We start from the raw sequence: 23,197 nt of genomic DNA, 5'->3' as shown, positions 1-23,197 counted from the left end.
CCACCTCCGAAAAGTTAGCTTACGGTTACTTCTGAAACTCCGTTAACGTTTTTAACTCTTATAACTCTGTCTCCGACGACTTCAAGCTCCGGGTCGTGGGTAACGATTACCATCTGGGGTATTTTAACTTTTAGCTTTAGTAGCAGGTCTGTTAGTGCCTGTCTTCTCTGCTGGTCAAGGTGAATTGTGGGCTCATCAAGTATGAGGAGCTCAAAGTTCTGGGCAAAGTAGCGTGCCATTGCAAACCTGAGGGAGAGGGCAAAGGCTATCTGCTGTCCACCTGAAAAGTCTGAGAGCTCCACCCTCCCACCACCGGGAACGCTAAAAGTTACCGTGAGGTCCTCGGAGATTTCCAAGTCCCCAAACTCAAAGTCAAACTCCTCAAAGAACTCCCTGCAGTAGCGGGAAATCTGTGGCAGGAGGGATTTTCTAACCTTCTGGAGGAAGCCTTTTTCTGGGTGGATACCCTCTGAGACTGCTTTGAGGATTCTTAAAGAATCCTCCGTTTTTGCAAGGAGTTTAGACTCTTTTTCCCTTCTCTTCAGTTTTTCCCTGTCAAGCTCTACCTTTTTCCTCAGAGCCTTTAACTCCCCTTCAAGCTTAGAGATGGAGCTTTTAAGGGTTTCAACAGTTTCCTTCTGTTTCTTCAAGGTCTTTTCAACGGTCTCAAGGGCTTCCTTTTTAAAGTCAAGCCTCTTTATGGCCTCTAAGAGGTTTTCCCTCTCCTCTGTAAGTTCCTTCAGTCTCTTCTCTTTCTTGCCCTTTTCTTCAATGTAGGCAGGTAGGTTTTTGACCTCGCCCTCTATCTTATTTAGCTCCTCTTTTAGCTTTTCAAGTTTCTCTATTTCACCGTCAACTTCCCTCGCTTTTGATACCTTGAGGTTGTGCTCCCTCTTTATCTCCTTTATCTTTGAAAGGAGCTCCTCTATCTCTTTTTCTATAGTTCTTATTTTCTTTTGGAGCTCTCTCAGTTTTTCCTCTGAGAACTTAGTCCTGCGCTCCTTTAGCTTCCTGTCCGTTTCAGATAGTCTCTTCCTTAGGAGCTCCTTCCTCTCCTTTAGCTTGGCTACTTCCCTCTTTAGCTCTGAGTCCCTTCTCTCAAGTGAAGAGATTTCTTCCTCTTTAAAGTTTAGCTCTTTTAGCTTCCTCTGAAGTGTTGTTAGTTTCTCCTTCAGTCTCTTCTCTTCCTCCTTTAAGGCCTTCCTCCTTTCTGCGTTAACAAGTTCCTCCTTTAGTAGTTTTTCGGACTCCTTAAGGGCTCTTTCCTTAGATTCAAGGAGCTCCTCAAGCCTTTTTAGTTCTTCTTCAGCCTTTCTTACTATTTTTCTGCTCTCCTGTAGGAGTCTTTTCCTCTTTTCCTCCTCCATCGGAGAGCCACATACGGGGCACTCTGGGCTGTTTGTTTCCTCAAGTAGGTTTTCTTTCCTCTTGGCCTCAGAGATTTTGACCCTTAGAGCTGAGAGTTCCTCCCTTATCTTTTCCACTTCTGACTTTAACCTTTCTACCTCCTTGGCCCTTTCTTGAGGTTCTACCTTTGGGATTTTTTCAATCTCCTCCTCAACTCCTTTAAGCCTTTCTTCGTTTTCCTTAAGGGAGGTTAAAAGGCTCCTATAAAACCTTTCGGTTTCTCTCAGTTCCCTTAACTTCTCTTCGGCCTCTTTTAGCTCCTTCTCTCTTTCCTCAAGGAGAGCTCCCGTTTCCCTTAGCTCCTTCTCAATTTCCGGTATCTCACTCTGGAGGTTCTCCACCTCCTCCTTTATCCTTTCAAGGTTTAAGGTTTCCTTCTGGAGGGCTAAGAGCTCATTTTTCTTTTCTGCAATCTGAGAAAGGAGGGACTTTATCTCCTTTAGGGGCTTGAGGAGCTTAACACACTCCCTTAACTCAGGAATTTTCCCTTTAAGGGCTTCTACCTTCTCTATTCTCTGGGATAGCTCCTTTAGCTCGGCTTCCCTTTCCCTTATCTCCTTCTCTACACGGGAGAGGCTGTCTGTGAGCCTTAGGAACTTCTCTCTCTTCTCTACTAAGCTCTCGTAGAGATTTTCCTGATCTTTTAATAGTTTCTCCTCTTCCTTTAACTGTTCTCTCTTTTCATTTAGCTCCTCTTCTTTTTCTTCTATTTCCTTTTCCGTTTTTAAAAGCTCAGACTTTATCTCCTCTAAGAGTTCCTGACTTTTAAGGAGGGAGTCCCTTAGGGCCTTAAGCCTTGATATAAAGTTCTTTACCTCCTCGTGCCTTTTACCGATTTCCTCTAAGCCCAGTAGCCTGTTTAGAACCTGTCTCTTTTCCTTCCTCTGGAGGTTAAAGAGGGTGAGTATCTCTCCCTGTGGAACGTAAACCGTGTTCCTGAATAGATGTGAGTCAAGGCCGAGCTCCTTTTCAATTACGTAGTTTACGTTCTTTACGCCACTTGCATATAAGGCGTTTCCTTTGTAGAGCTCTGCCTCGCTCTTTTTCCTTAGCGCCGAGAACTTCCTCTTAATCCTGTAGTTAGTCCCTCTGTGGAGGAAGGAGAGCTCCACCTGTAAACTCGTTGAGTCCCTGTTTACTACCCTCTCTAACTTTTCGGCAGTAAAGTCTTTCCCAAAGAGTGCAAAGAAGATTCCCCTGAGGATGGAGGTCTTTCCTGAGGCGTTCTCCCCAAGGATTACGTAGGCCTCGTCATCAAAGGTGAGCTCCGTTTCCCTGTGAGAGAGGAATCCGTGTAGCTTAAGACTTCTGAGCCTTATCATTTTCCCTCTCTCAGTATAACCGTGAAGCAGAAAACTACAAATCCAAAGACCACCATCCAAGAGAAAATCATAAATAGGAGGGAGCTCCCTGTCATTTCATCTCCTCTACAGTTTTTCTTTTATCTGCAAGGTAAACCATAAAGAGCAGGAGGGCAAAGATGAATACCATTACGAACCTTGCTATCCAGACCTGTAGGTCGGCCGTTAGGAGCACTTTGGGAAGAATCGTTACGCTCCAAGTTGCAAGTATTGCAAATAGGACTAAAGGAGTTACGTACCTTAGGACGTAGAAGTAGAACCTTGGAGCTCTGAAGAGGCTTCCTCTGTTTATCTCTTCCCACGCCTTCTTAGCTCCAAAGAGCCAGAAGAATATTACGACTTCAAGGAGCGCAAAGAGAACCACTAAGAGGGTTCCAGCCCAGAAGTCCATCTCGTCCAGAGCTCTCGGCATGAATATCGGTACTTGGGCTACCAAGAACATAAAGATGAGGGTTGCAGTAACTGCCGTTTTCCTGCTGAGTTTGAACTCGTCCTGCAAGAAGGCGACGATTGGCACGCTGATAGCTACAGAAGAAGTAGCTCCGGCAAAAAAGAGGAGGAAGAACCATATAAAACCTATTACGTTTCCTCCCGTGAGGTTGGAGAAAATCGCTGGAAGGCTAACGAAGGCAAGGTTAAAGGCTCCACTCTCTGCAACAGCTTGAGCGTTGACTACTCCAAAGAAGGCGACGGCTGCAGGAATGGCGATAGAACCGCCTAAGATAACCTCTGCCAGCTCGTTAAGAGAAGCTGCGGAAAGTCCTGAAGCAACTATGTCGTCGTCTTTCTTAATGTAAGACGCGTAGGTGATTATTGCTCCAAATCCAAGACTTAGAGTGAAGAATACCTGACCTGCTGCGGCGAGCCACACCTTTGGGTTTGAGAGCTGAGAAAAGTCTGGGTGCCACAGGAAGTCAAGTCCCTGAACTGCAGTTCCGTTTGGCGTTTCTATGAGGATGACTCTGACCATCAGGATGAAGGCCAAAATGAAAAGGGTGGGCATTGCTATTTTTGCGAACTTTTCAATACCTCCGCTTATCCCTCTGTAGAGGATGTAAGCGTTAAAGGCTACGGTTATGAGGAAAAAGATGTAGGCAACTACTGAGGGTTTTGTGTAATTTTGGAGGAATTCTGAAAAGGGTTTTAAATACTGGTCCTGTGGTAGGCTTGGGTCTGGGTGGGGAAGCATTCCAAAGAGTGAGAAGATAGCGTAGCCAAGGGTCCATGACTCTATATAGATGTAGTAGCAGAGGACCACAAAGGGAATAAAAAGTCCAAGGACTCCGATATACTTGGCAATGGGATGTTTCCAAAAGAGCTTAAATATCGCAGGCGTTGTTCCGTGGTTTCTTGCGCCCCCGTACCTTCCAATTGCCCACTCTGTCCACATTAGTGGTATCGCTATTATGAGCATTGCTATCATGTATGGAATCATAAAGGCGCCGCCGCCGTTTTCTGCGGCCTGAGTGGGGAATCTGAGGAAATTTCCTAAACCTACTGCATTTCCGGCCATTGCGAGGATGAGTCCAAGTTTAGTGTTCCACTGCTCCCTGATTTCTGGAGCTCTGTCCATTTTTTCCTCTCTGTTTCCAAGTTTTTGTATAAATTTCTTTTGAGTAGATATTTTACCCATTCCTTTCCTTAGGAGGAGCAATGAAGTACGTTTTTGGGCCAGTTTTCTCCCGTCGCCTTGGGTTCTCTTTAGGTGTTGACCTTGTCCCTTACAAAGTCTGCAGTATGGACTGCCTCTACTGTGAGGTAGGGAAAACAAGCGAAAAAACGACTTCAAGACTTGAATACGTTCCCCTTGATTCTGTCAAATCGGAGCTTGGAGAGTTTTTGAAAGCTTCACCCGATATAGACTTTATAACTTTTTCCGGCTACGGAGAGCCTACCCTTTACTCTAAGTTAGGTGAGCTCGTTGATTTTCTCAAAGAGAATTACTCGTATAGGCTAGCTCTTTTAACAAACTCCTCTCTCCTTTATAGAGACGATGTTCTTGAAGAGGTAAAAAAAATAGACGTTGTCCTTCCATCCCTTGACGCAGCGACTCAGTCTACATTTGAGAAGATTAATAGGCCGGTTGAAGGGCTTAAATTGGAACAGCTCGTAGAAGGTATAGAGAGGCTCATTAAAGAGACACCTTGCGAGGTCTGGGTGGAGACCCTCTTTGTTAAGGGCGTTAATGACAGTCCGGAGGAAGTGGAAAAAATAGGAGAGATAATTCACCAGTTAAAACCTCACAAGTGGCAACTTAATACGGTTGTTAGGCCGCCGGCTTATAGCGTCAAGGGACTCTCGCTTTTAGAGCTTGAAAAGATAAAGGAAAGGGTAGGATATCCTTCTACGGAAATCGTTGCAGGTTTCAAAAGAGAAAAGAGGAAGATGGGAGCTCTTGAGCTTAAAAACGAGGTGTACGGCATTGTTGTCAGAAGACCCTGTCCGATTGATGAGATAGCTTCTGCTTTAGGCGTTTCTGAGGAGGAAGTTGAACGGGCAGTTTCTCTCCTTATAGAGGAGGGTAAAGTCAGAGAGATTTTCTTCGGGGGGACGCCATACGTAAAGGGAATTGTTTAATTTTCCTACTCCTTTTTTTACTGCTTTGGCCGGTAAGGGCGTTTTCTGTCGTCGTAGAGGTTGATAAGGGCGTCTCTTTTGACAGGAAGCTTCTTAAGCAGATAAATGACCAGCTTCCGCAAGTTTGTCAGTTTAGCGACTGTATTTCTGTTACCTCCTCTCTCCTTTACCACCTTGGATATGATGTGGAGGTGAAGGGAGAAAAGGTAATCGTTAAAAGCTGCAGTCTTGTCAGAAGGGTGGAGTTTAAAGGACTGCCCGAACAGCTTACAGAAGTTAAGAGAACTGTGGAGCTCCTACTTAAAGGAAAAAGGCTAACTCCTGAGTCCTTAGAGAACGTTAAACAGCTTCTCCTTCTAAAGCTTCGTTCCTCCGGCTACCGTGAGGCTACTGTTCGTTTTGAGCGTCTTGGTTTTCCTGACTGCTATACCCTTGTTGTAAACGTTAGCTCAGGGCCGCTTCTTTACGTTGAAAGACTTCAGATTGTTTCTCCCGAAAAGTTTCGTCCTTTCCTCTTGAAAAGTTTTTCATCCCTTAAAGGAAAGCCTTTTGATCTTAACAGGGTTAAATCTGTAGTTGAGAAGGTAGAAAATTTCTTTTTTGAGAAGGGTTTTTACAACGTTTCAGTTAGCTACTCTTTCCGTCCTCCTACCCTTTCTGTAAGTGTTAAGCCGGGAAAGAAGTACACCTTCAAGTTTGTCGGTAACAGCCATTTTTCAAGTAAGGAGCTCTCCTCCCTTCTTACCTTTCGGACTGCCCGTTCGGTTGATGAGTTTGAGCTTGAGAACTCAAGGAAAAACATTGAAAAGTTCTACAGGAACAGGGGATTTCCATACGTAAAGGTAGATGTAGAGGTAAAGGAAGAGGACGGTTCGGCTACTGTAGTCTTTATCGTTAATGAAGGTAAAAGAGTGTTAGTTAAGGAGCTCCTCATTCCCGATGGTCTGCAGGTGCCCCAAGGATTTTCTGATATTGTGAATACTCCTTTCTCCGAAGAAAAGCTGGAAAGGCTTAGGTTCTATTTAAAGAGAGAATTGCTTGAGGAAGGTTACAGGGACGTTGAAGTTACCTACACTCTTGTTGGTAGTAGCTTGAAGTTCAAGGTTAAAAGGGGAAAGAAGTATGTAGTTACGGCCGTAAGGGTTACAGGTGATTCGGAGGCGTGTTTTACAAAATTGGGATTAAAGCTTCCCTTTCCTTTTTCTGTGAAAAGGCTGGAAGAGCTGAAAAGTAAATTAATTGAGTGTTATGCCAAGAAGGGCTATCCCGATGTTAGAGTTGACGTTTCTGAAACTTTTGAGGATTTAGAGAAAGAAAAGGCTGTAACCCTCAACGTTGCGATATCTCCGGGTAAACTTTACCGGTTTGGTTTTGTCCTCGTTTCAGGGCTTAAGAGAACTAACTTTAAATGGATAAAGAACCTATTCACCCTTTCCCCGGGACAGGTCTACTCAAGGGAAGGAGTTGTCGGTCAATATTCCCGCCTTATAGGGAGTAGGCTTTTCTCCTCTGTAACTATTGACGACTTTAAGGCAGATGGATGTATCAACGAGGTAATAAAGATTAGAGAGGGGAATAGGTTACACCTTAGAGGCTTTGTGGGTTTGGGTACAGATTCCGGGTATATTCTGAACGGCTTTCTCTCATCCACTTCTCCACTGGGACTTGGTGTTAGGTACTTCCTTTTCGGGAACTTTAGGCAGAAAGAAGGTTACGATGCCGTTTTTAAGCTGAGCAAACCAGCTTTTCCCTTCAAGAAGTACGAGACTTCATATTCGGTTATTAAAAAGGAGCAAATTTTCCAGAGCTTTATCACGGACAGGGTTCTTTATAGGTTTTCTCTTTCCCGAAAGGCTTCGCAGGTTTTCAGTCAGACCTTTGGAATGGAAATCGCAAGAGAAAAAGTAAGGGATACCTCTATAAACACAGAGAGAAGGTTCGTTAAAAGGACTATTTTTTACATCCAGACTTACGACAAGAGGAATAGCGTTACGAATCCGTCTAAAGGTTTCCTTTCAAGGTTTAAGCTCTCTTTTAGCGGCAGCCTCTTAGGAGGGGATACCGATTACTATCAGGGAGACTTTAAGTTTCTCTACCTTCTTTCTCCCTTTGAAAAATTTACTGCTGCTTTTAGGTGGGGAGTTGGTTTAATACAGCCAGTCGGAGGGAGTTTAATTCCTATTCAGGACAGGTTCTACCTTGGAGGAGCTGAAAGCGTTAGGGGGTATAAGTACGGAACTATATCTCCAGTTGATGAGAAAGGGAACTTTGTAGGAGGAGAGGCTTACGGGCTTTTGAGTTTTGAGCTGCGTTACCTTTTTAAGGAGAACTTACAGTTGGCCTTTTTCTACGATGCAGGAAATGTCTTTGAGAAATTTAAGGACTTTGATGTTAACCTTTCAGACTGGTATTCGTCTGTTGGTGTAGGTTTCAGGTATCTAACTCCTGTAGGGCCTTTACGCTTTGACTACGGCTATAAGCTTAAGAAAGTTCCCCACCAAGGTCCCGGAAGGCTTCACATATCCTTTGGTTTTCCATTCTAAGTAAAGTTAAGGGGGCAAAGCCCCCCGAAATTACTCGGCGAGAATCTCGTCAATTGTGATAACAGTTCCAACTTTACCGGCAATGTCTGGACCGGGCTTAAGGGTTTTCTTGCCGGGCCTCCAGTTAGCAGGGCAAGCCTCGTTTGGATTCTCGTAGACGTGCTTCCAAGCTGCAAGCTGTCTGAGGAGCTCGTTGACGTTCCTTCCAACAGGTGGGTTGAGAACTTCTTCAGCTACTATAACGCCGTCTGGGTTGATGATGAACCTACCCCTTCTTGCAAGGCCGGCTTCCTCAATGTAAACGCCGTACTTCCTTGCAGTTTCTCCTGTTGGGTCTGCTGCAAGTGGGAACTTGAGGTCCTTGAGGAGTGGCTCAACTTCACAGAAGAGCTGGTGGCTGAAGTGGGTGTCTGTAGAAATTGCAAGAACGTCTGCGCCGAGAGCCCTAATCTCGTCAATCTTTGCGTTTACGGCTGCAATTTCTGTTGGGCATACAAATGTAAAGTCTGCTGGGTAGAAGCAGAGTACGAGGAACTTTCCTGCGTAGTCGGAAAGCTTAACGGTAGTGTACTCCTTCTTTACTGGGTCGTAAGCGTTGAGGCAGAACTCAGGAGCTTTTTGTCCTACGAGAGCCATTCTCTCCTCCTTTTTGTGTTGTATTTTTGTTCGTCTTAATAATAATGCTTCTTATTACTGATTGCAACTAAGTTGCATCTATAAAGAAGGAAAAGCTGATAACTCTTCTCTATATGATGATGTTTTTTTCTTGTTTAAAAAGAAAACTGGAAATTTTGGAAAAATCCCCGCAGTTGAGCGGGGAAGAAGGACTTAACTGGCGGGAAGGTAGAGAACCTTTAGCTCTTTCTTTTTAAAGAGTTCTACAGCCTCGTCGGCACTTTTAACATCTGTTGGGAGCTGGTAAACGACAATTCCCCTTCTTGCAAGCTTCATAAAGGGCTCTTTTGGGAGTTTCTCTATTAAGAGGACGTCAACGTTGTTCTCGGCTAAAAGGTCTGCAGGGCTCTTTCCTCCACTGCAGCCGACGCTACACCCACCACAGCTGTTAAGGTTGGGAACGGTTTCCTTTTCACCCTTTTCCGTGTCAACTATTAAGAAAGCAGGAGCTGAACCGAACATGCTGACAACCTTTCCACTTTCGTCTACCGGTATGGCTATCCTCATACTCTTTCCTCCTAAAGCTTAAAGGTTTTAAGGTAAGAATAAATCACCCTCTCTGTAGTTTCATTAACAAAAATCAAACTTCTGTCAAAGGAGCTCCTGCCTAAGACCTCCTCCAGTTCCTCCTTAACCCTTTCAACCATAAACTCGTGGTTTTTTGTTTCGTATAAGAAGGAGGGGATATCCACCACGTACTCCCTTAAAATTCTGTGGAGCTCCGGCTTTTCCCAGTCTAAGAAGGAGTAGGTGGAGTAGGTGCAGATAACTGTACCCTCAAAGCCCTTCCAGATTTTTTCAAAGTCTTTGAGGAGCTCTTCGGGTAAAAGGTCTACGTTCCTAAAAACGATAATGTCAAAGCTGGAAAAGTCCTCTGGGTCAATTTCTGAGTCGCTGAGGTTCTCACAGGGAATTATGCAGAAGGCTTTATTCCTAAAGCCAAACTCCTCTGCGTTTAGGATGATGTACGGTATGTATCCCGTAAAGGTTCTGTCCTCGTGCCTTAGGACAAGCCTCCTTTTAGCAGAGGAAACCCTCTCTACTAAGTACTTAAAGTAGATGTTGTCCCTGACGGGGAATATCCTTTGGGCCCTTACAGAACGGCTTGGGTAGGAGAACATCCTGAGGCTTCTTCTGAGTCCCATGTGGTAGAGAGCATCGTTTGCGTTTTCAACGACGGTTGACAGGAATTCCATGGCCTTATCGGCGCTCATTCCGAGCCTTTTGAGCCTGCCTAAGAGTATGTAGGCGCTTTTCTTGTCCCTTCCTACGATGGCAAGGACTGTCAGGAAGGTAAGGTAGGAGATGTAGCTAAAGTCAAGTTTTCTCCTGCTGAGGGATATCTTTAAATCCTCTGGTAAATTCAGCGAAGGGTATAGGTATAGGTGGGCAAGGATGTAGCCGTCGTATAGGTACTTGAAAAGGTCTGAGTACTCAACTATGAATTCTTTTCCAAGTTTTAGAAAGTCCGTTCCAAAGTGAAGCCTTTCTAAGTAGCGGGAGTAAGGGGAGTAGAGCCTGTTTACTGAGGTGTAGAACTTCTTAAAGTCCTCATTTAGCTTTGTGAAAAAGGAGAGGGGAGTCGTTTCGCTTGTAAAAAGGAGTCTTGCCTCGTTTCCTGTATCCCTAAAGGTGGTATAAGGGAGAATTTCGGTTAGGAAGGTTGACTTTAGGACGCTAAAGCTTTCAAGGTGTTCAAAGTTTGGAAGATCCTTATTTTCAAAGGAGAGCTCCTTTACTATCGTGCTCCTTACAACCTCTTTTAGCCTCTCAAATCCAATCCTTGCTATTGCTGTTGTTAGGGAGGTTATCTTCTCCTTGGCTGCCGACTCTACGCTGTTTGCAACCCTTAAAACGGCCTCTTTAACCTTTGGGAGTTTCTCTATGTAGTTTGTTAACTTTTCCGTAGTCGTGTTGGGGTTATTTATCTCTGAGAGCAGGTTTATAATCACCTTAAGCTCTGAATTTCCCTCCTCAAAACTCTGAAAGTCTATCTTTGGCTTTTCTTCTGGCTTTTCGTACTCCTTTAACCTTTTAACGTGTTTCTTTAGGAGCTCCTTGTTCTTAAACTCCTCCATAAACTTGAGGTGAATACAGGTTGCCCTGTCCTCAACGACGATAGACTTAACCTTTTCTCCACCTATTTCCACCTCTAATAGTTCGCTCTTTACCTCCTCGTAGTTTTCCTTCTTTAGTTCACAGCCTCCCTTTGAGATGTTATTTACAGCCCCTAAGCCTTCTACGGCGTACCTATCAAAGGCTCTCCTGTTTAAGGGTTTCTCTTTTGTCTCTTTTTCAACCTTCTTCTTTTCGCTCTTCTTTCCTCCAAAGCCAAGGAATTTGAACATAGTGTTCCTCCTTTACTGGTTAAACCTGTACCAGATGTTACACGCACCTTCCCCGGAGACCATACAGGGGCCTTTGGGGTTTGAGGGGGTGCAGGCTGTTCCGAAGAGCTTACAGTCCTTGGGATAGGCTTTTCCGAGAACTATCTTATCGCAGATACAGCCGGGGACTTTCTCCTCTTCAACCTCCGGCAAGTTAAACACCTTCTTTGCGTTAATATGGGAGTACTCTTCCTTTAGCTCAAGGCCAGACTTTGGAATTCTTCCTATTCCTCTCCAGTTTACGTCTGCCTTTTCAAAGTACTTGTACATTAGCTCCTGTGCTTTTCTGTTCCCTTCGGGTTTAACTACTCCTCTATAAACGTTTTCAAGTTCTGCTCTATTTTCTCTGAGCTGAATCAATATTTTGAGGATTGCTAAGAGTAAGTTGTCAGGTTCAAAGCCTGCGACTACTGTTGGTATGCCGTACTTTTCCGGAAATACTCTCCAAGCGTTTGCTCCAACTATTGCCGATACGTGACCCGGAGCTACAAAGGCGTCAACACCAACTTCGGAGTCTTTTACTAAAACTTCCATTATTTCTGGAGTTAACTTCTGGGATGTGAGTATAGTTACGTTTTCTGGAAGTCCCATTTCTATTAGAGCAGCTGTTGGAGCTGTGGTTGTCTCAAAGCCGATAGAGAAGAAAACAACGTTTTTATCGGGATTTTCCTTAGCTATCCTTAAAACCTCGTGGGGTGCAGAGACCATCCTGTAGTTTCCACCGTTGCTCCTTATTGAACCCATCCTTGTGGGAACTCTCAGCATGTCCCCGTAGGTTACGAGGATGGTATCATCCCTTTTAGAGAGGTTTATTGCGTTTATTATGTCGCTCTCAGAGCAGACGCACACAGGACAGCCGGGGCCGGGGACGAGCTCTATGTTTTCGGGCATCAGTGAGCGCATTCCACTTACCGTTATCGTGTGCTCGTGAGAGCCACAGACGTTCATAATTTTCACTTTTTTCCCTTTTGGGGCGAGCTTATGAATTGCCTCTACAAGTTCTTTTATTCTTCCCTTCACCACTTCCTCCACCTCTACTTTTCAATTTTAAGGCCACACGTTGCAATCAGGGTGAAGAGGGCTAAGCTCGGTACGAAAAAGAACTGAAATATCATTGTAGCGAGAATGGCAAACTGAATTACAGCAGCCTTTAGCGGTAACGTTCCAGCTAAGAGCAGTCCCACCATTACTCCCGGTATGTGGACTATACCTGCAGAGCGGAGCATATCCCTCGTGGGAATTGTTACGTCGTTTATAATTTCCCTGAAGATGAACTTAAAAATTTGCGTGTCTGAGGCTCCCAGCGCTGCCATAGAAACGATAATATCCTCAAGGTCCTTTAGCCTCGTGGCGTAGTACTTAAAGGCTAAGGACAGGCTCCTCATTCCGGCTGCTGTGACTATTCCGGCCAAGGGTATGATGCTGTTTGCTTTTATTTTCAAAATTCCGCTCAAAAAAAGGAACAGGAGGGACACAGAGGAGATTGAGGCAATTGATATGAACGATATTAAGAACCCTGTTCTTTTGCTGTATCCCTTGAACGTGAACCTCTTGGTTGAGATTATTGCGGCATTTACGTAAAAGAGGAGGATAAACAGAGGGTAAACCGCTTTTAGCTGTAGCTTAAAGAGGAAGAGGATTACAAAGCCTACACCAATGAGCTGAATTAGTGAGAGAACTGAGGAAGTTAGGAGCTCCCTCCACAGACCTATTTCAAATTTCCTGTCTAATAGAACTACGGCCAGTATAAGGAGGTAAGAGAGGGTAACTATAAGGAGCTCCCCAAAAGTCTCCATTTAGCAAATCCTCGGCAAGGGGTCCTCTTCAAGGAGTTCAAGCCGCCTTTCTCCACCTATGGAAGTTATTAACCTTACTCCTTTAAAGTCTTCCGTTACTTCACCTATTATTTCGGCATCTTTGCCCAATGGGTGGGACTTTAAGATTTCAAGAGCTCTCTCAGCGTCTTTTTTACTTACGATAATTACTGCCTTTCCTTCATTTGCAAGGTACAGAGGGTCGTATCCTATCATCTCAGAGATGAACTTAACTTCTTCTCTTATCGGTATCTTTTCCTCGTAGAGTTTGACGCCTACCCCAGCGCTTTCTGAAAACTCAATCAGTGCAGTTGCAAGTCCTCCCCTCGTCGGGTCCCTCATCCAACGAAGGCCGTCAAGCTCAAAGAGTGGTGTAAGGAGTGAGTTAAGAGGGGCGCAGTCGCTCTTAATTTGCGTTTCAATTTCAAAGTTTTCCCTCGCTAAGGAGATAGCCGTTCCGTGGTCTCCTACGTAGCCGGTTACGATTACAACGTCTCCGGGTTCAGAATTCTGAGGAGAGAGCTCTCTTACAACCTCGCCTACGCCAGTTGTGTTTATGTATATGCCGTCGCACTTTCCGCTTTCAACTACTTTCGTGTCGCCGGTAACTATTTTTACTCCTGCTCTTTTGGCCGTTTCTGCCATGCTTTCAACGATTTTCTCTAACTCTTCTAAGGGAAGTCCTTCTTCAAGTATGAACCCAACAGATATGTACTTAGGTATTGCACCGCTTACTGTTAAGTCGTTAACTGTTCCACAGATGCTGAGTTTCCCTATGTTGCCGCCGGGGAAGAAGCGGGGTCTAATGACGTAGGAGTCTGTAGTTATGGCTATTGATTCTGCGCTTATAGAGATGCACGATGCGTCCTGTAGGGGTTTTAGCTCTGGAGTGTCAAAGTGCTTTAGGAATACTTTCTCTATAAGCTCGCGAGTAAGCCTTCCACCACTACCGTGTCCTATCTCTATTCTCACTGCAGACCTCCAATGATGACTAAGAATGGAGCAACTGCTAAGCTGCTGTCAAGTCTGTCAAGAAGTCCTCCGTGTCCGGGGATTAGATTGCCAGAATCCTTGACTCCAAAGAACCTTTTAATAAAGCTCTCAAGTAGGTCTCCAATCTGCGATATAGCTGTTAGAGTGGCAAGTATAAAAAATGTGAGCACGGAGAACTCAAGAACTCCCAAGTGGTTCCCGATGAGGCTTCCAGTAATTACTCCTCCAACTGTGCCGCCAACGGCTCCTTCAACGGTTTTTTTAGGGCTAATTTCCGGTATTAGCTTGTGTTTGCCGAAATACTTGCCTACTAAGTAGGCAAAGGTATCAACCGACCAGACGATGCTGAGGAGGAGTATGAAGAGCTCCTTAGAAAGTTTCCCTATGGCTATAACTCCCATGCTCAAGTATATAAAGAACCCAGCAGTTACCAAAAACTTTTCCGGAACCTTTCCCTCTATTAGTATGAAGTAGCTGAATAGAAAGAGAATTCCTGCCGAGGGAATCAGGAAGGAGATGTGGGGGATGTGTATCCCTGCAAAGTAGAGGATTGAAAAAATAACAGCAGCTGCCGTTTTGGCGCTCTCCATTCTGGATATTGCAAAGAGCTCTGCCACCATTCCTATACCGAGGAGGTAAACTAAGGAGATGTAGAAATCTTTAGGAGCTAAGACCATAGTTAAAGCGTAAGTTACAACAAGTAGCGCACCTATGAGCCTTTCTCTCATTTTAGACCGCCGAACCTGCGTTCTCTCCTCTTGTAGTCTTCAATGGCAGCCAAGAACTCTTCTTCTGTGAAGTCTGGCCAGAGGGTTTTAGTGAACCAGAGCTCCGTGTAGGCCGACTGCCAGAGGAGGAAGTTGGAAATCCTTAACTCCCCGCTCGTCCTTATGAGAAGGTCAAGGTCGGGGAGTTCTGGAATGTAGAGGTATCTCCTTATTACTTCTTCGTTTATCTCCTTTTCTCCTGCCTTTAGTGCCCTGTTAACTGCGTCAATAATCTCCTGCCTTCCTCCGTAGTTAACGGCAAAGACAGCCGTCATGCCGGTGCAGTGGCGAGTTTCTTCCTCTATTTCCTTAAAACCTTCTTGAAGGTATTCGGGGAGCTGATGAAGCCTTCCCATAGCCCTAAAGCTTACGTTGTTATCAAGGAAAAGCTGGAGCTTACTTTTCACGTACTCGTACATTAGGTGGAAGAGAAACTCAACTTCTTCCTTTGGCCTTTTCCAGTTTTCTGTTGAAAAAGCGTAGAGAGAGAGGTACTTTATCCCAAGCCTGCTTGCGGCTATAACTATCTTCTCAGTTACCTCAGCTCCTTTCCTGTGACCCTCAATCCTTGGAAGCCCTCTCCTCTTTGCCCACCTACCGTTTCCATCCATTATTATGCCGACGTGCACCGGCAGGTCGTTCATGTAAGTTTTCCTCCCTAAAACTTGTGGTTGTACCTTTCGTGGTTTCTTAAGTAGTCTATAAAGGAGGCAAGCTCTTCTGTCTTTCCAACAAGCATAAAGTGAATGCCCCTTCCAAACTCTGCAATGGCGTGGGCTAAGTCTATGATGTAGTCCCAGCCGTACTTTGCTGGGTCATTGGCCTTTTCAAGCCCTTCTACCAAGGAGTCAGGAATAGAAGTTGGGTTGAGTTTCTTCATAAAGTTGGCCATCCTTAGGCTCTTAATGGGAAGTAGTCCTATGATGGGGACAGCTCCGAGTTCCGATATGAGGCTATTAACCTCCTCTGCCACTTTCACGTCGTAAACTGGCTGGGTCTGGATAAAGAGAGCTCCAGCCCTTATCTTCTTCTCCAGCTTCATAATCTGAAGTTCAAAGGGCCCTGCAAAGGGATTAAAGACTGCCCCTATACAGAACTCTGGGACTCCCTTTAACTCTTTACCGTTTAGGAGGTATCCTTCTGTAAGCCTTTTGGCCGTCTCTATCAGCCCTACTGAGTCTACGTCAAAGACAGGTTTTGCGTCCTTCTGGTCTCCGAGGGTCGTAAAGTCTCCTGTCATCAGGCAGATGTTCTTAATGCCAAAAGCTGCTGCACCTAAAAGGTCAGACTGGAGGGCTATTCTGTTTCTGTCTCTACAGGTAAGCTGTAGTATCGGGTCAAAGCCACTGTCAAGGAGGAGCTTTGACATGGCCAAGGCCGACATCCTGACCATTGACCTCTGACAGTCGGTAACGTTAAAGGCGTCTACCTTTCCCCGTAAGGGTTCTATCCCCTTTACAACGCTTTTCCAGTCTGTTCCCCTTGGGGGAGCTACTTCTGCCGTTATCAGGAACTTTCCTGCTTTTAGCTTCTCTCCAAAGGTCAAGACTTCTCCTCCAGAATTAGCCTTCTGGGATATACGGACTTGCTGTAATCTTTAAGAGGGACAGTTTCCTTTAACCTATTAAACGTTCCTATCTTCTTCATTCTCTCTGCAATTCTGTACCAGATGCAGGGAAGTTCCTTGTCAACTTCACACTGTCCTTCAATAGCGCCGCCACAGGGTCCGTTTGTGAGGGACTTTGGACAGCGGGCTATGGGACATATCCCACCTGTATCGGAGATGATGCAGTCTCCACAGGCTATACAGTACTCGTTAAAAAATCTTCCTTCCCTCTCTGCACCTATAAAAAGGGTAGTAACACCCGTTATTACGGGAATGTCAACATTTTCGGCTATGAGCTGAGTTCCTGCTCCACAGGCTAAGGAGAGTATTACATCGGCTTTTGATAATCCTTCTATCGCTGACAATTGTAATAGTAACGGTGAAAGTTCCTTTTTTAACAATCCTACGTGTTCTTCTTTCTCTTTAAGAACATATTCCCTGAGGAGTCTGGATAGTAGTCCCTCATGTTTAGATAGTTCCCGTAATTTATTTATCTCTTCTACTTCTTTCTCTAACTTGTTTATCAAGTTCTCTACGATTCTTTTCTTTGCCTTTGCTTTATCCTTTTTTACTATGTCTACTTTTTCAAGAACACACGTTCCTCCGGGGCTTGTTATTCCTACTATTTCAAATCCTTTCTCGTCTAACTTTCCTGCTAATTTCAGAGCTTCTCTCAGTCCACCGTTCTTGCACCTTCCAGAGCCGAGCTCACAGCCAAAAATAAAGACTCTCCTGAAGCCTCTTAACTTTTCTAAAATCTCTTCAAGGGGCTTTAGCTTGACTACTACCACTTTTCCTCCAAGGAAGGTTTTTGAATCCTTAAATATAGACCTTTACGCTTGCTTTCTTCTTGAGTTCATCAATGAAAGCCTTGAGAGTTTCTTGAAACTTCTTCATGTAGAGCTCCCGCCTGATTTTCTCCCTATCGCAGCCTTTGCTCTTTTGCGATTTAACGTAAACGATGAAGTAACCGTCTTTTGTCTGAACCAGATTGAACCTACCGGGTTCCGTGCTCCAGACTGCTATATCTAAGGGCTTAATGAGCGTGCCTTTCCTAACTTCGCCAAGGTAACCACCTTTCTTTGCCGTGATTGGGTCCTCTGAGTACTCTTTGGCTACTTTTTCAAAAGGAACTCCTGCCTTTAAAACTTCTAAAGCTTTCTCTGCTTTGCCCTTATCCTTTGTAAATATGTAGTAGACCTCTCTCACGCTGGAGCTCTTTTCTTTTCTGCATACCTTCTCTACTTCAAGGTCTGTGACTTTGACCTTTGACTTTACCTTTCTCGCTATGAGCTTAGCGACTAATAGCTGTTCTCTTATCTTCTCCTTTACATCTTCTAAGGTAAGTCCCTCGGCTTTTAGAGCTCTTTTTAGCTCCTCTTCCGTTTTAAACCCGCCCTGCTTCATAAAGTCCTTTAAGGCTTCCTCCACTTCCTTGTCTGAAACCGTTAACCCTTCTTCCTTTGCCTCTGTCAACAGGATTTTCTTCTCAATAAGTGAATCCCTTGCTGCTCTTAAGTCCGGTATGCGGTTTTCTTTGGCGTAATCAACCAGCTCGCTGTAGAGTATCGGTTCTCCGTTGACAACGGCGACTATGTAATCAACTATCTTGGCGCTTGCAGGAAGTGAAAGTGCAAAAAGAGCAAGTATGGTGAGTAGAACTTTTCTCATTGTATTCCTCCGTAAAAGGTTTAAAGGTTTGCAAAAGTGTCTATTCGTGCATAACTTTATCCTCCAAATTTCAAGGCAATCTTATCATAGGCTAAAGCCATGAAGAGGAGAATTAACCTTAACGAGGTTACGGCTAGAGAGCCGATAAGGGTTGAGACTGAAATACAGCCAAAACTCTTAGAGCTCCCCAAAGAAGAGGTGAGCTCTGCTACCTCTTTTAAGCTCCGTGTGGAGGTCTATAAGAGGCCTGTCGGTTACGGAGTAAAAGGTAGAATAGAGGGTGAGGTAGAGCTCACCTGTAGCAGGTGCAATAAGAAATTTATGGAAAGGATAGACAGGGACTTTGCTTTTCGTCTCATGCCGACGTCAGAAATTACAGGGGGAGAGATAAAATCTTCTGACCTTGATATAAAATTCTCCGACGAAGAAGTCCTTGACCTTGTGGAGGTTGTTAGGGAGCAGATTCTTTTGAACCTTCCGGTTAAGCCTTTGTGCGATGAGGAGTGTGAAGTTCCCGTTTATAGGGAGTGGGAAGATAAAAAGGGTGAGCAGTGGGAGAAGTTAAAAGCACTTAAAAATAAACTGGAAAAGGAGAAGTAAGATGGCAGTTCCAAAGAGGAAGGTATCAAGGACGAGAAGGGACAAGAGGAGAACTCACTGGAAAGCGAGGGTGCCGGCAATTTCAGTCTGCCCCAACTGCTACCAGCCTAAGCCCCCTCACAGGGTCTGCAGGTACTGCGGATACTACAAGGGAGAGCAGGTTATAGAGGTAGAAGAGTAAGATGAGGGTGGTTCTGGACGCCATGGGGGGTGATAATGCCCCCCATGTTCCCGTTATGGGTGCTGTTCAGGCCGTTAGGGAGTTTGGGATTTCTGTCATTCTTACAGGTGACGAGGAGCTCCTAAAGAAGGAGCTTGAAAAGTTTTCCTACCCATCAGAAAAAATAGAGATAGTTCCGGCAAGCGATGCCGTTCCTATGGACGAGCAACCATCAAAGGCCTTAAAAAGGAAAGGGTCTTCTATTCACGTTGGCTTAGAGCTTGTTAAAAGAAAAGAGGCCGATGCCTTTGTCAGTGCCGGTAACACCGGTGCTGTTATGGCTATATCTCTTTTTACAGTCGGAAGGCTAAAGGGGGTAGATAGACCGGCGATTTCTGCCGTCCTTCCAAACCTTAGGAGTCAGACCTTTCTCCTTGACGTAGGGGCAAACGTTGACTGTAAGCCCTTTCACCTCCTTCAGTTTGCAGTAATGGGCGAGGCTTACGCCCGCTACGTTCTCGGAGAAAAGAATCCCAGAGTAGGCCTTCTCAACATTGGAGAGGAAGAGGGGAAAGGTAACGAGCTGACAAAGGAAGCCTACGCCCTTTTTAAGGCAGCAAGGGAGAAGGGGCTAAACTTTGTTGGCAATGCAGAGGGTAGGGATATCTACTCGGGCAACTTTGACGTTATAGTCTGTGACGGCTTTGTAGGTAACGTTGCCCTGAAACTAAGCGAAAGTCTTGCAGGAATACTTGCGAAAATACTGAGAGAAGAAATAGAGAGACACTTCATCTCAAGGCTTGGAGCGGTAACCCTCAAGCCAGCTATAAGGACTTTTAAGAAAAGGATAGACTACGCTGAGTGGGGTGGAGCTCCCCTCCTTGGCGTAAGGGCGCCTGTTATAATTTCCCACGGCAGTTCAAACGCCAAGGCGATAAAGAACGCCATAAAAGTCGCTGCCCAGTTTGCAAAAAGCCACCTCAACGAGCACATAGAGGAAAACATACAAAAGTACGGGAAGTTAAATGGGTGTTAAGGTAGTTTCTACAGGTTCTTACGTTCCGGATAGAGTCCTTACAAACTTTGACCTTGAAAAAATGGTAGAGACCTCCGACGAGTGGATAACAACAAGGACGGGCATTAAGGAGCGCCGTATCAGCGAGGGAGAAACCACCTCCGATATGGCAACTGAAGCTGCCGTAAGGGCTCTAAAAGGTAGAAACCCTGAAGAAGTTGACCTTATCGTTGTGGCTACTGCAACTCCAGACGCCTTCTTTCCCTCTACTGCCTGTAAAGTTCAGGCGAAAATGGAAAATAAAAGGGCAATAGCCTTTGACGTTTCTGCAGCCTGCACCGGTTTCATCTACGCCCTTTACGTTGCCGACTCCATAATGAGGTCTAAGGATGTAAACAAGGCCCTTGTTATAGGGGCTGAGAGGTTCTCTAAAATCGTTAACTGGAAGGACAGAACTACCTGTATACTCTTTGGAGACGGTGCAGGAGCAGTTGTTCTTAAAAAGGGTGAAGAAGAGGGCATTCTCGGCTTTGACCTTGGAGCAGACGGCTCTTACGGTGATTTACTCTACGTTCCTTCAGTTGGCTCAAACGAGGAGTTTCCCTTTTACGTAAGGATGAGGGGTAACGAGGTCTTTAAGGTAGCTGTGAGGACGATGGTTGACTCTGCCATTCGGGTCCTTGAAAAGACGGGAATTTCTCCTCAGGAGATAGACTTGCTCGTTCCCCATCAAGCCAACCTCAGGATTATAAACGCCGTTGCCGAAAGGCTCGGTATTGACAGGGAAAAGATTTTTGTAAACCTTAACAGGTACGGTAATACAAGCGCTGCCTCAATTCCCATAGCCCTTGATGAGGCCCTTAGGGAAGGTAGAATAGGCGAGGGTAGTCTTGTTCTTCTCATAGGTTTTGGAGGAGGCTTTACTTGGGGGTCTTGCGTTCTGAGGCTTTAAAATCTGGTGGAGGCTGAGAAATGCTCAAGACGAGAATCTGTGAGATACTGGGGATTGAATACCCCATTCTTCAGGGGGGAATGGCTTGGATTGCAGACGCTGAACTTGCGGCTGCCGTTTCAAACGCTGGAGGTCTCGGAATAATCGCCGGTGGAAGTAGAAGTGCGGAAGAGCTCCGCCAAGAAATAAGAAAGTGCAAGGAGCTTACCGATAAGCCCTTTGGTGTTAACATTATGCTAATGATGCCTAACGCCGAGGAGATAATAAAGGTCTGCCTTGAGGAGGAAGTTCCCGTCGTAACGACGGGAGCTGGTAATCCCGGTAAGTACATCCCTGCCTTTAAGGAGAAGGGAATAAAGGTTATTCCCGTTGTTGCGAGTGATGCCCTTGCCAAGCGTATGGAGAGGATAGGTTGCGATGCCGTTATTGCTGAAGGAATGGAGGCTGGAGGTCACATAGGTAAGCTGACAACGATGGTTCTCATTCCTTCAATAGTTAGGGCCGTGAATATTCCCGTTATTGCTGCCGGCGGTATTGCCCTTGGCGAACAGGCAGCAGCTGCCTTTGTCCTTGGAGCTGAGGGTATTCAGGTAGGAACTCGCTTCCTTGCAGCCAAGGAGTGTAACGTTCACCCTAACTACAAGCAAAAGGTTCTGAAGGCGAGGTTCAATCAAATTACAGTTACTGGTATAACGACCGGTCACCCCGTGAGGCTCATTGAGAACAAGTTAACTAAGAAGTTCGCAGAGCTTGAGTTCTCCGGTGCGTCCAAGGAGGAGCTTGAAGAGCTTGGAAGGGGAAGGCTCCGTCTTGCTGCTGAGAAAGGAGACGTAGAGTGGGGTTCAGTCATGGCTGGTCAGGTTGTAGGTTACGTCAATAAGGAGGAGACTGCAGAGGAGATTATCAGGGACATTATGGAAGGAGCTGAGAGGACTTTAAGGGAGCTCTGCGGTCGTTTCTTTGGAAATGAATAACGGTAGAGAGGTTTTAGTGGTGAAAGTAGTTGAAGGTAAACTCAAAGCTGACGGGATAAAGTTTGCGATAGCGGTAAGCAGGTTTAACTCCTTTATAACCGATAGACTCTTAGAGGGAGCTATTGACTGTATCCTCCGCCACGGTGGTAGAGAAGAGGACATAACCGTTTTTAAGGTTCCCGGCTCTTTTGAGCTTCCCTTAGTTGCCAAGAAACTGGCAAAAAAAGACTTTGACGCCGTTATTGCCCTTGGAGCTGTCATAAGGGGAGAAACTCCCCACTTTGACTACGTTGCTGCTGAAGTGAGTAAGGGAATCGCTAACGTTTCCCTTGAGGCTGAAAAGCCGGTGATATTCGGAGTTCTTACCACCGATACTGTTGAGCAGGCAATAGACAGGGCCGGAACAAAGGCCGGAAACAAAGGTTGGGAGGCAGCTTTAGCGGCAATAGAGATGGTTAATCTCTTGAGGGAGATGGGATGACGAACAGGGATAAAAAAGAGGCAAGAGAACACGCCTGTTTAATGATGTACCAGTACGATATCGGAAACTTCTCTCCGGAGGAGATTATCTCTAACTACTGGGAAGAAAGAAGCGCCTCCCCAGAAGTAAAACAGATGGCAGAGCACCTCTTTGAAAAGACCATTGAGAACTTAAAGAACGTTGATATGGAGATTTCAAGGTACTTGAAGAAGGGCTGGGTAGTTTCCCGTCTCCTCCCCATGGACAGGTCTATCCTAAGAGTTGCTACCTACGAGATACTCAACGAAAGTTTCTCCCCTCCAGAGGCGGTTATTAACGACGCTGTTGATATTGCAAAGGTTTACGGAGAGGATGTAAAGTCTCCAAGGTTTGTAAACGCCATCCTTGACAGGATTAAGTCGGAGTCTGCTAAGTGAAGGAGAGGATAGGACTCCTTGCCGGTAAGGGCTCCCTCCCTTTAGAGTTTTTAAAGTCTGCTTCATCAAAAGGCTACGAGACTGTAACTTTTGCCCTTGAGGGGATAACCAATAGAGAGGTTGAGAGCCTATCTGACAAAGTTTTCTGGATAAAGCCCTTTAAGCTGGGAGCTTTCCTTAAGCTTTTAAAGAAAGAGAGACTTCCCCAGATTGCAATCCTTGGAAAGGTTGAGCACAGGGTAGCCCTTACATTTTCAGGTTTTGACCTGAAGGCACTTACTTTCATCCTCTCCTTAGAGGACAGGAAGCCCGAAACCATTATCAAGGGCATAATATCGGAGATAGAAAAGACGGGAACGGCCGTAGTTGACCCGACTCCCTTCCTGTCCCACCTGCTTACAGAGCCGGGTGTCATAGCTGGGGAGCTCTCTTCCTCTTTAAAGAAGGACGTAGAGCTTGGTATGAAGGTGGCGAAGGAGATTGCCTCCCTTGACGTAGGCCAGACGGTCGTCGTTAAGGAGGGAACTGTCGTTGCCCTTGAAGGAATTGAGGGTACCGATGAGTGCATAAAGAGGGGAGCTTCCTTAGCCGGTAAGGGCTTTACCGTCTGTAAGGCTGCAAGGAGATTTCAGGATATGAGGGTGGATGTCCCCACCTTGGGGGCTGACACAGTTAAGCTGGTAGCACTTTTGGGTGGAAAAGCCGTTGCCTTTGAGGCCGGCAGAACCTTCCTTCTTGATAGAGAAAAGGTTGTTGAAATTGCAAGAAAAGAAGGTATAGCCGTTATTGCAGTATAGC

General features: G+C 45.5%; 24 protein-coding genes. 10 read left to right on the top strand and 14 right to left on the bottom strand.

Annotated elements, in window-relative coordinates; all coding sequences use genetic code 11:
* Positions 1-14 precede the first annotated feature (14 nt).
* Complete coding sequence (locus CLV27_RS00975) at positions 15-2,729, bottom strand: AAA family ATPase (protein WP_132524898.1); 2,715 nt, start codon at positions 2,727-2,729, stop codon at positions 15-17.
* A 91-nt stretch (positions 2,730-2,820) separates the two neighbouring features.
* Positions 2,821-4,341: a sodium:neurotransmitter symporter family protein gene (locus tag CLV27_RS00970; protein ID WP_132524896.1), complete on the bottom strand. Its 1,521-nt coding sequence runs from the start codon at positions 4,339-4,341 to the stop codon at positions 2,821-2,823.
* An 80-nt stretch (positions 4,342-4,421) separates the two neighbouring features.
* Between CLV27_RS00970 and CLV27_RS00965 the strand changes: the two genes are divergently transcribed.
* A complete protein-coding gene (locus CLV27_RS00965; RefSeq protein ID WP_132524894.1) occupies positions 4,422-5,345 on the top strand; it encodes a radical SAM protein in 924 nt (307 codons plus the stop codon).
* A 17-nt stretch (positions 5,346-5,362) separates the two neighbouring features.
* Here CLV27_RS00965 and CLV27_RS08470 read toward each other — a convergent pair whose 3' ends face one another.
* A complete protein-coding gene (locus CLV27_RS08470; protein WP_165863654.1) occupies positions 5,363-5,518 on the bottom strand; it encodes a hypothetical protein in 156 nt (51 codons plus the stop codon).
* Positions 5,519-5,530: 12 nt separating this feature from the next.
* On the opposite strand from CLV27_RS08470, the gene CLV27_RS00960 reads away from it, so the two are divergent.
* A complete protein-coding gene (locus CLV27_RS00960) occupies positions 5,531-7,888 on the top strand; it encodes a BamA/OMP85 family outer membrane protein (RefSeq protein ID WP_132524891.1) in 2,358 nt (785 codons plus the stop codon).
* Positions 7,889-7,918: 30 nt separating this feature from the next.
* Here the strand turns inward: CLV27_RS00960 and CLV27_RS00955 are convergent, their stop codons facing one another.
* The 11 genes from CLV27_RS00955 to CLV27_RS00900 all read right to left on the bottom strand — a co-directional run bounded on the left by CLV27_RS00955 (position 7,919) and on the right by CLV27_RS00900 (position 17,801).
* Complete coding sequence (locus CLV27_RS00955) at positions 7,919-8,524, bottom strand: peroxiredoxin (RefSeq protein ID WP_132524889.1); 606 nt, start codon at positions 8,522-8,524, stop codon at positions 7,919-7,921.
* Positions 8,525-8,716: 192 nt separating this feature from the next.
* A complete protein-coding gene (locus tag CLV27_RS00950) occupies positions 8,717-9,070 on the bottom strand; it encodes a NifB/NifX family molybdenum-iron cluster-binding protein (protein WP_132524887.1) in 354 nt (117 codons plus the stop codon).
* A gap of 11 nt (positions 9,071-9,081) precedes the next feature.
* The gene (locus tag CLV27_RS00945; RefSeq protein WP_132524885.1) at positions 9,082-10,911 is read right to left on the bottom strand and encodes an HDOD domain-containing protein; all 1,830 of its coding nucleotides are present in this window, start codon (positions 10,909-10,911) and stop codon (positions 9,082-9,084) included.
* Positions 10,912-10,923: 12 nt separating this feature from the next.
* The gene (gene hypD / locus CLV27_RS00940) at positions 10,924-11,970 is read right to left on the bottom strand and encodes a hydrogenase formation protein HypD (protein ID WP_132524883.1); all 1,047 of its coding nucleotides are present in this window, start codon (positions 11,968-11,970) and stop codon (positions 10,924-10,926) included.
* A 14-nt stretch (positions 11,971-11,984) separates the two neighbouring features.
* The gene (locus CLV27_RS00935) at positions 11,985-12,746 is read right to left on the bottom strand and encodes an ABC transporter permease (protein WP_132524881.1); all 762 of its coding nucleotides are present in this window, start codon (positions 12,744-12,746) and stop codon (positions 11,985-11,987) included.
* Positions 12,747-13,736 carry a hydrogenase expression/formation protein HypE gene (gene hypE, locus CLV27_RS00930; protein WP_132524879.1) on the bottom strand — a complete coding sequence of 330 codons (990 nt, stop codon included), beginning with the start codon at positions 13,734-13,736 and terminating at the stop codon, positions 12,747-12,749.
* Complete coding sequence (locus CLV27_RS00925) at positions 13,733-14,485, bottom strand: phosphatidate cytidylyltransferase (protein WP_132524877.1); 753 nt, start codon at positions 14,483-14,485, stop codon at positions 13,733-13,735. Before CLV27_RS00925 ends, hypE begins: the two co-directional genes overlap by 4 nt.
* Positions 14,482-15,168 (bottom strand): undecaprenyl pyrophosphate synthase, encoded by a 687-nt coding sequence (uppS, locus tag CLV27_RS00920; RefSeq protein ID WP_132524875.1) that lies wholly within the window; start codon positions 15,166-15,168, stop codon positions 14,482-14,484. The genes CLV27_RS00925 and uppS overlap by 4 nt, the downstream gene beginning before the upstream one ends.
* A 14-nt stretch (positions 15,169-15,182) precedes the next feature.
* On the bottom strand, positions 15,183-16,070 hold the full coding sequence (locus tag CLV27_RS00915) for a methylenetetrahydrofolate reductase (protein ID WP_132524873.1): 888 nt from the start codon (positions 16,068-16,070) through the stop codon (positions 15,183-15,185).
* Positions 16,067-16,921 (bottom strand): methylenetetrahydrofolate reductase C-terminal domain-containing protein, encoded by an 855-nt coding sequence (locus CLV27_RS00910; RefSeq protein WP_243644822.1) that lies wholly within the window; start codon positions 16,919-16,921, stop codon positions 16,067-16,069. Before CLV27_RS00910 ends, CLV27_RS00915 begins: the two co-directional genes overlap by 4 nt.
* A 28-nt stretch (positions 16,922-16,949) precedes the next feature.
* The gene (locus CLV27_RS00900) at positions 16,950-17,801 is read right to left on the bottom strand and encodes a peptidylprolyl isomerase (protein WP_132524871.1); all 852 of its coding nucleotides are present in this window, start codon (positions 17,799-17,801) and stop codon (positions 16,950-16,952) included.
* Between the two features lie 99 nt (positions 17,802-17,900).
* Here CLV27_RS00900 and CLV27_RS00895 point away from each other — a divergent pair, with 99 nt between their 5' ends.
* From CLV27_RS00895 to CLV27_RS00860, 8 genes are read left to right on the top strand one after another with little or no spacing between them, the layout of a single operon-like run.
* On the top strand, positions 17,901-18,401 hold the full coding sequence (locus CLV27_RS00895; protein WP_132524869.1) for a YceD family protein: 501 nt from the start codon (positions 17,901-17,903) through the stop codon (positions 18,399-18,401).
* Position 18,402: 1 nt separating this feature from the next.
* Positions 18,403-18,582: a 50S ribosomal protein L32 gene (gene rpmF, locus CLV27_RS00890; RefSeq protein ID WP_132524867.1), complete on the top strand. Its 180-nt coding sequence runs from the start codon at positions 18,403-18,405 to the stop codon at positions 18,580-18,582.
* 1 nt (position 18,583) lies between these two features.
* Positions 18,584-19,597: a phosphate acyltransferase PlsX gene (plsX, locus tag CLV27_RS00885; RefSeq protein WP_132524865.1), complete on the top strand. Its 1,014-nt coding sequence runs from the start codon at positions 18,584-18,586 to the stop codon at positions 19,595-19,597.
* Positions 19,587-20,528, top strand: a complete 942-nt coding sequence (locus tag CLV27_RS00880; RefSeq protein ID WP_132524863.1) for a beta-ketoacyl-ACP synthase III — start codon at positions 19,587-19,589, stop codon at positions 20,526-20,528. The genes plsX and CLV27_RS00880 overlap by 11 nt, the downstream gene beginning before the upstream one ends.
* A 20-nt stretch (positions 20,529-20,548) precedes the next feature.
* On the top strand, positions 20,549-21,502 hold the full coding sequence (gene fabK / locus CLV27_RS00875; protein WP_132524861.1) for an enoyl-[acyl-carrier-protein] reductase FabK: 954 nt from the start codon (positions 20,549-20,551) through the stop codon (positions 21,500-21,502).
* A gap of 19 nt (positions 21,503-21,521) precedes the next feature.
* On the top strand, positions 21,522-21,983 hold the full coding sequence (gene ribH, locus CLV27_RS00870) for a 6,7-dimethyl-8-ribityllumazine synthase (protein WP_132525524.1): 462 nt from the start codon (positions 21,522-21,524) through the stop codon (positions 21,981-21,983).
* Positions 21,980-22,399, top strand: a complete 420-nt coding sequence (gene nusB / locus CLV27_RS00865; RefSeq protein ID WP_132524859.1) for a transcription antitermination factor NusB — start codon at positions 21,980-21,982, stop codon at positions 22,397-22,399. Before ribH ends, nusB begins: the two co-directional genes overlap by 4 nt.
* Positions 22,396-23,196: an LpxI family protein gene (locus tag CLV27_RS00860; protein WP_132524857.1), complete on the top strand. Its 801-nt coding sequence runs from the start codon at positions 22,396-22,398 to the stop codon at positions 23,194-23,196. Before nusB ends, CLV27_RS00860 begins: the two co-directional genes overlap by 4 nt.
* Position 23,197 lies beyond the last annotated feature (1 nt).

The organism is Phorcysia thermohydrogeniphila (assembly GCF_004339575.1).
Classification (GTDB): Bacteria; Aquificota; Aquificia; order Desulfurobacteriales; family Desulfurobacteriaceae; genus Phorcysia; species Phorcysia thermohydrogeniphila.
The sequence above is the reverse complement of the archived record's forward strand: the minus strand, read 5'-3'. Positions and strand labels throughout refer to the sequence as shown.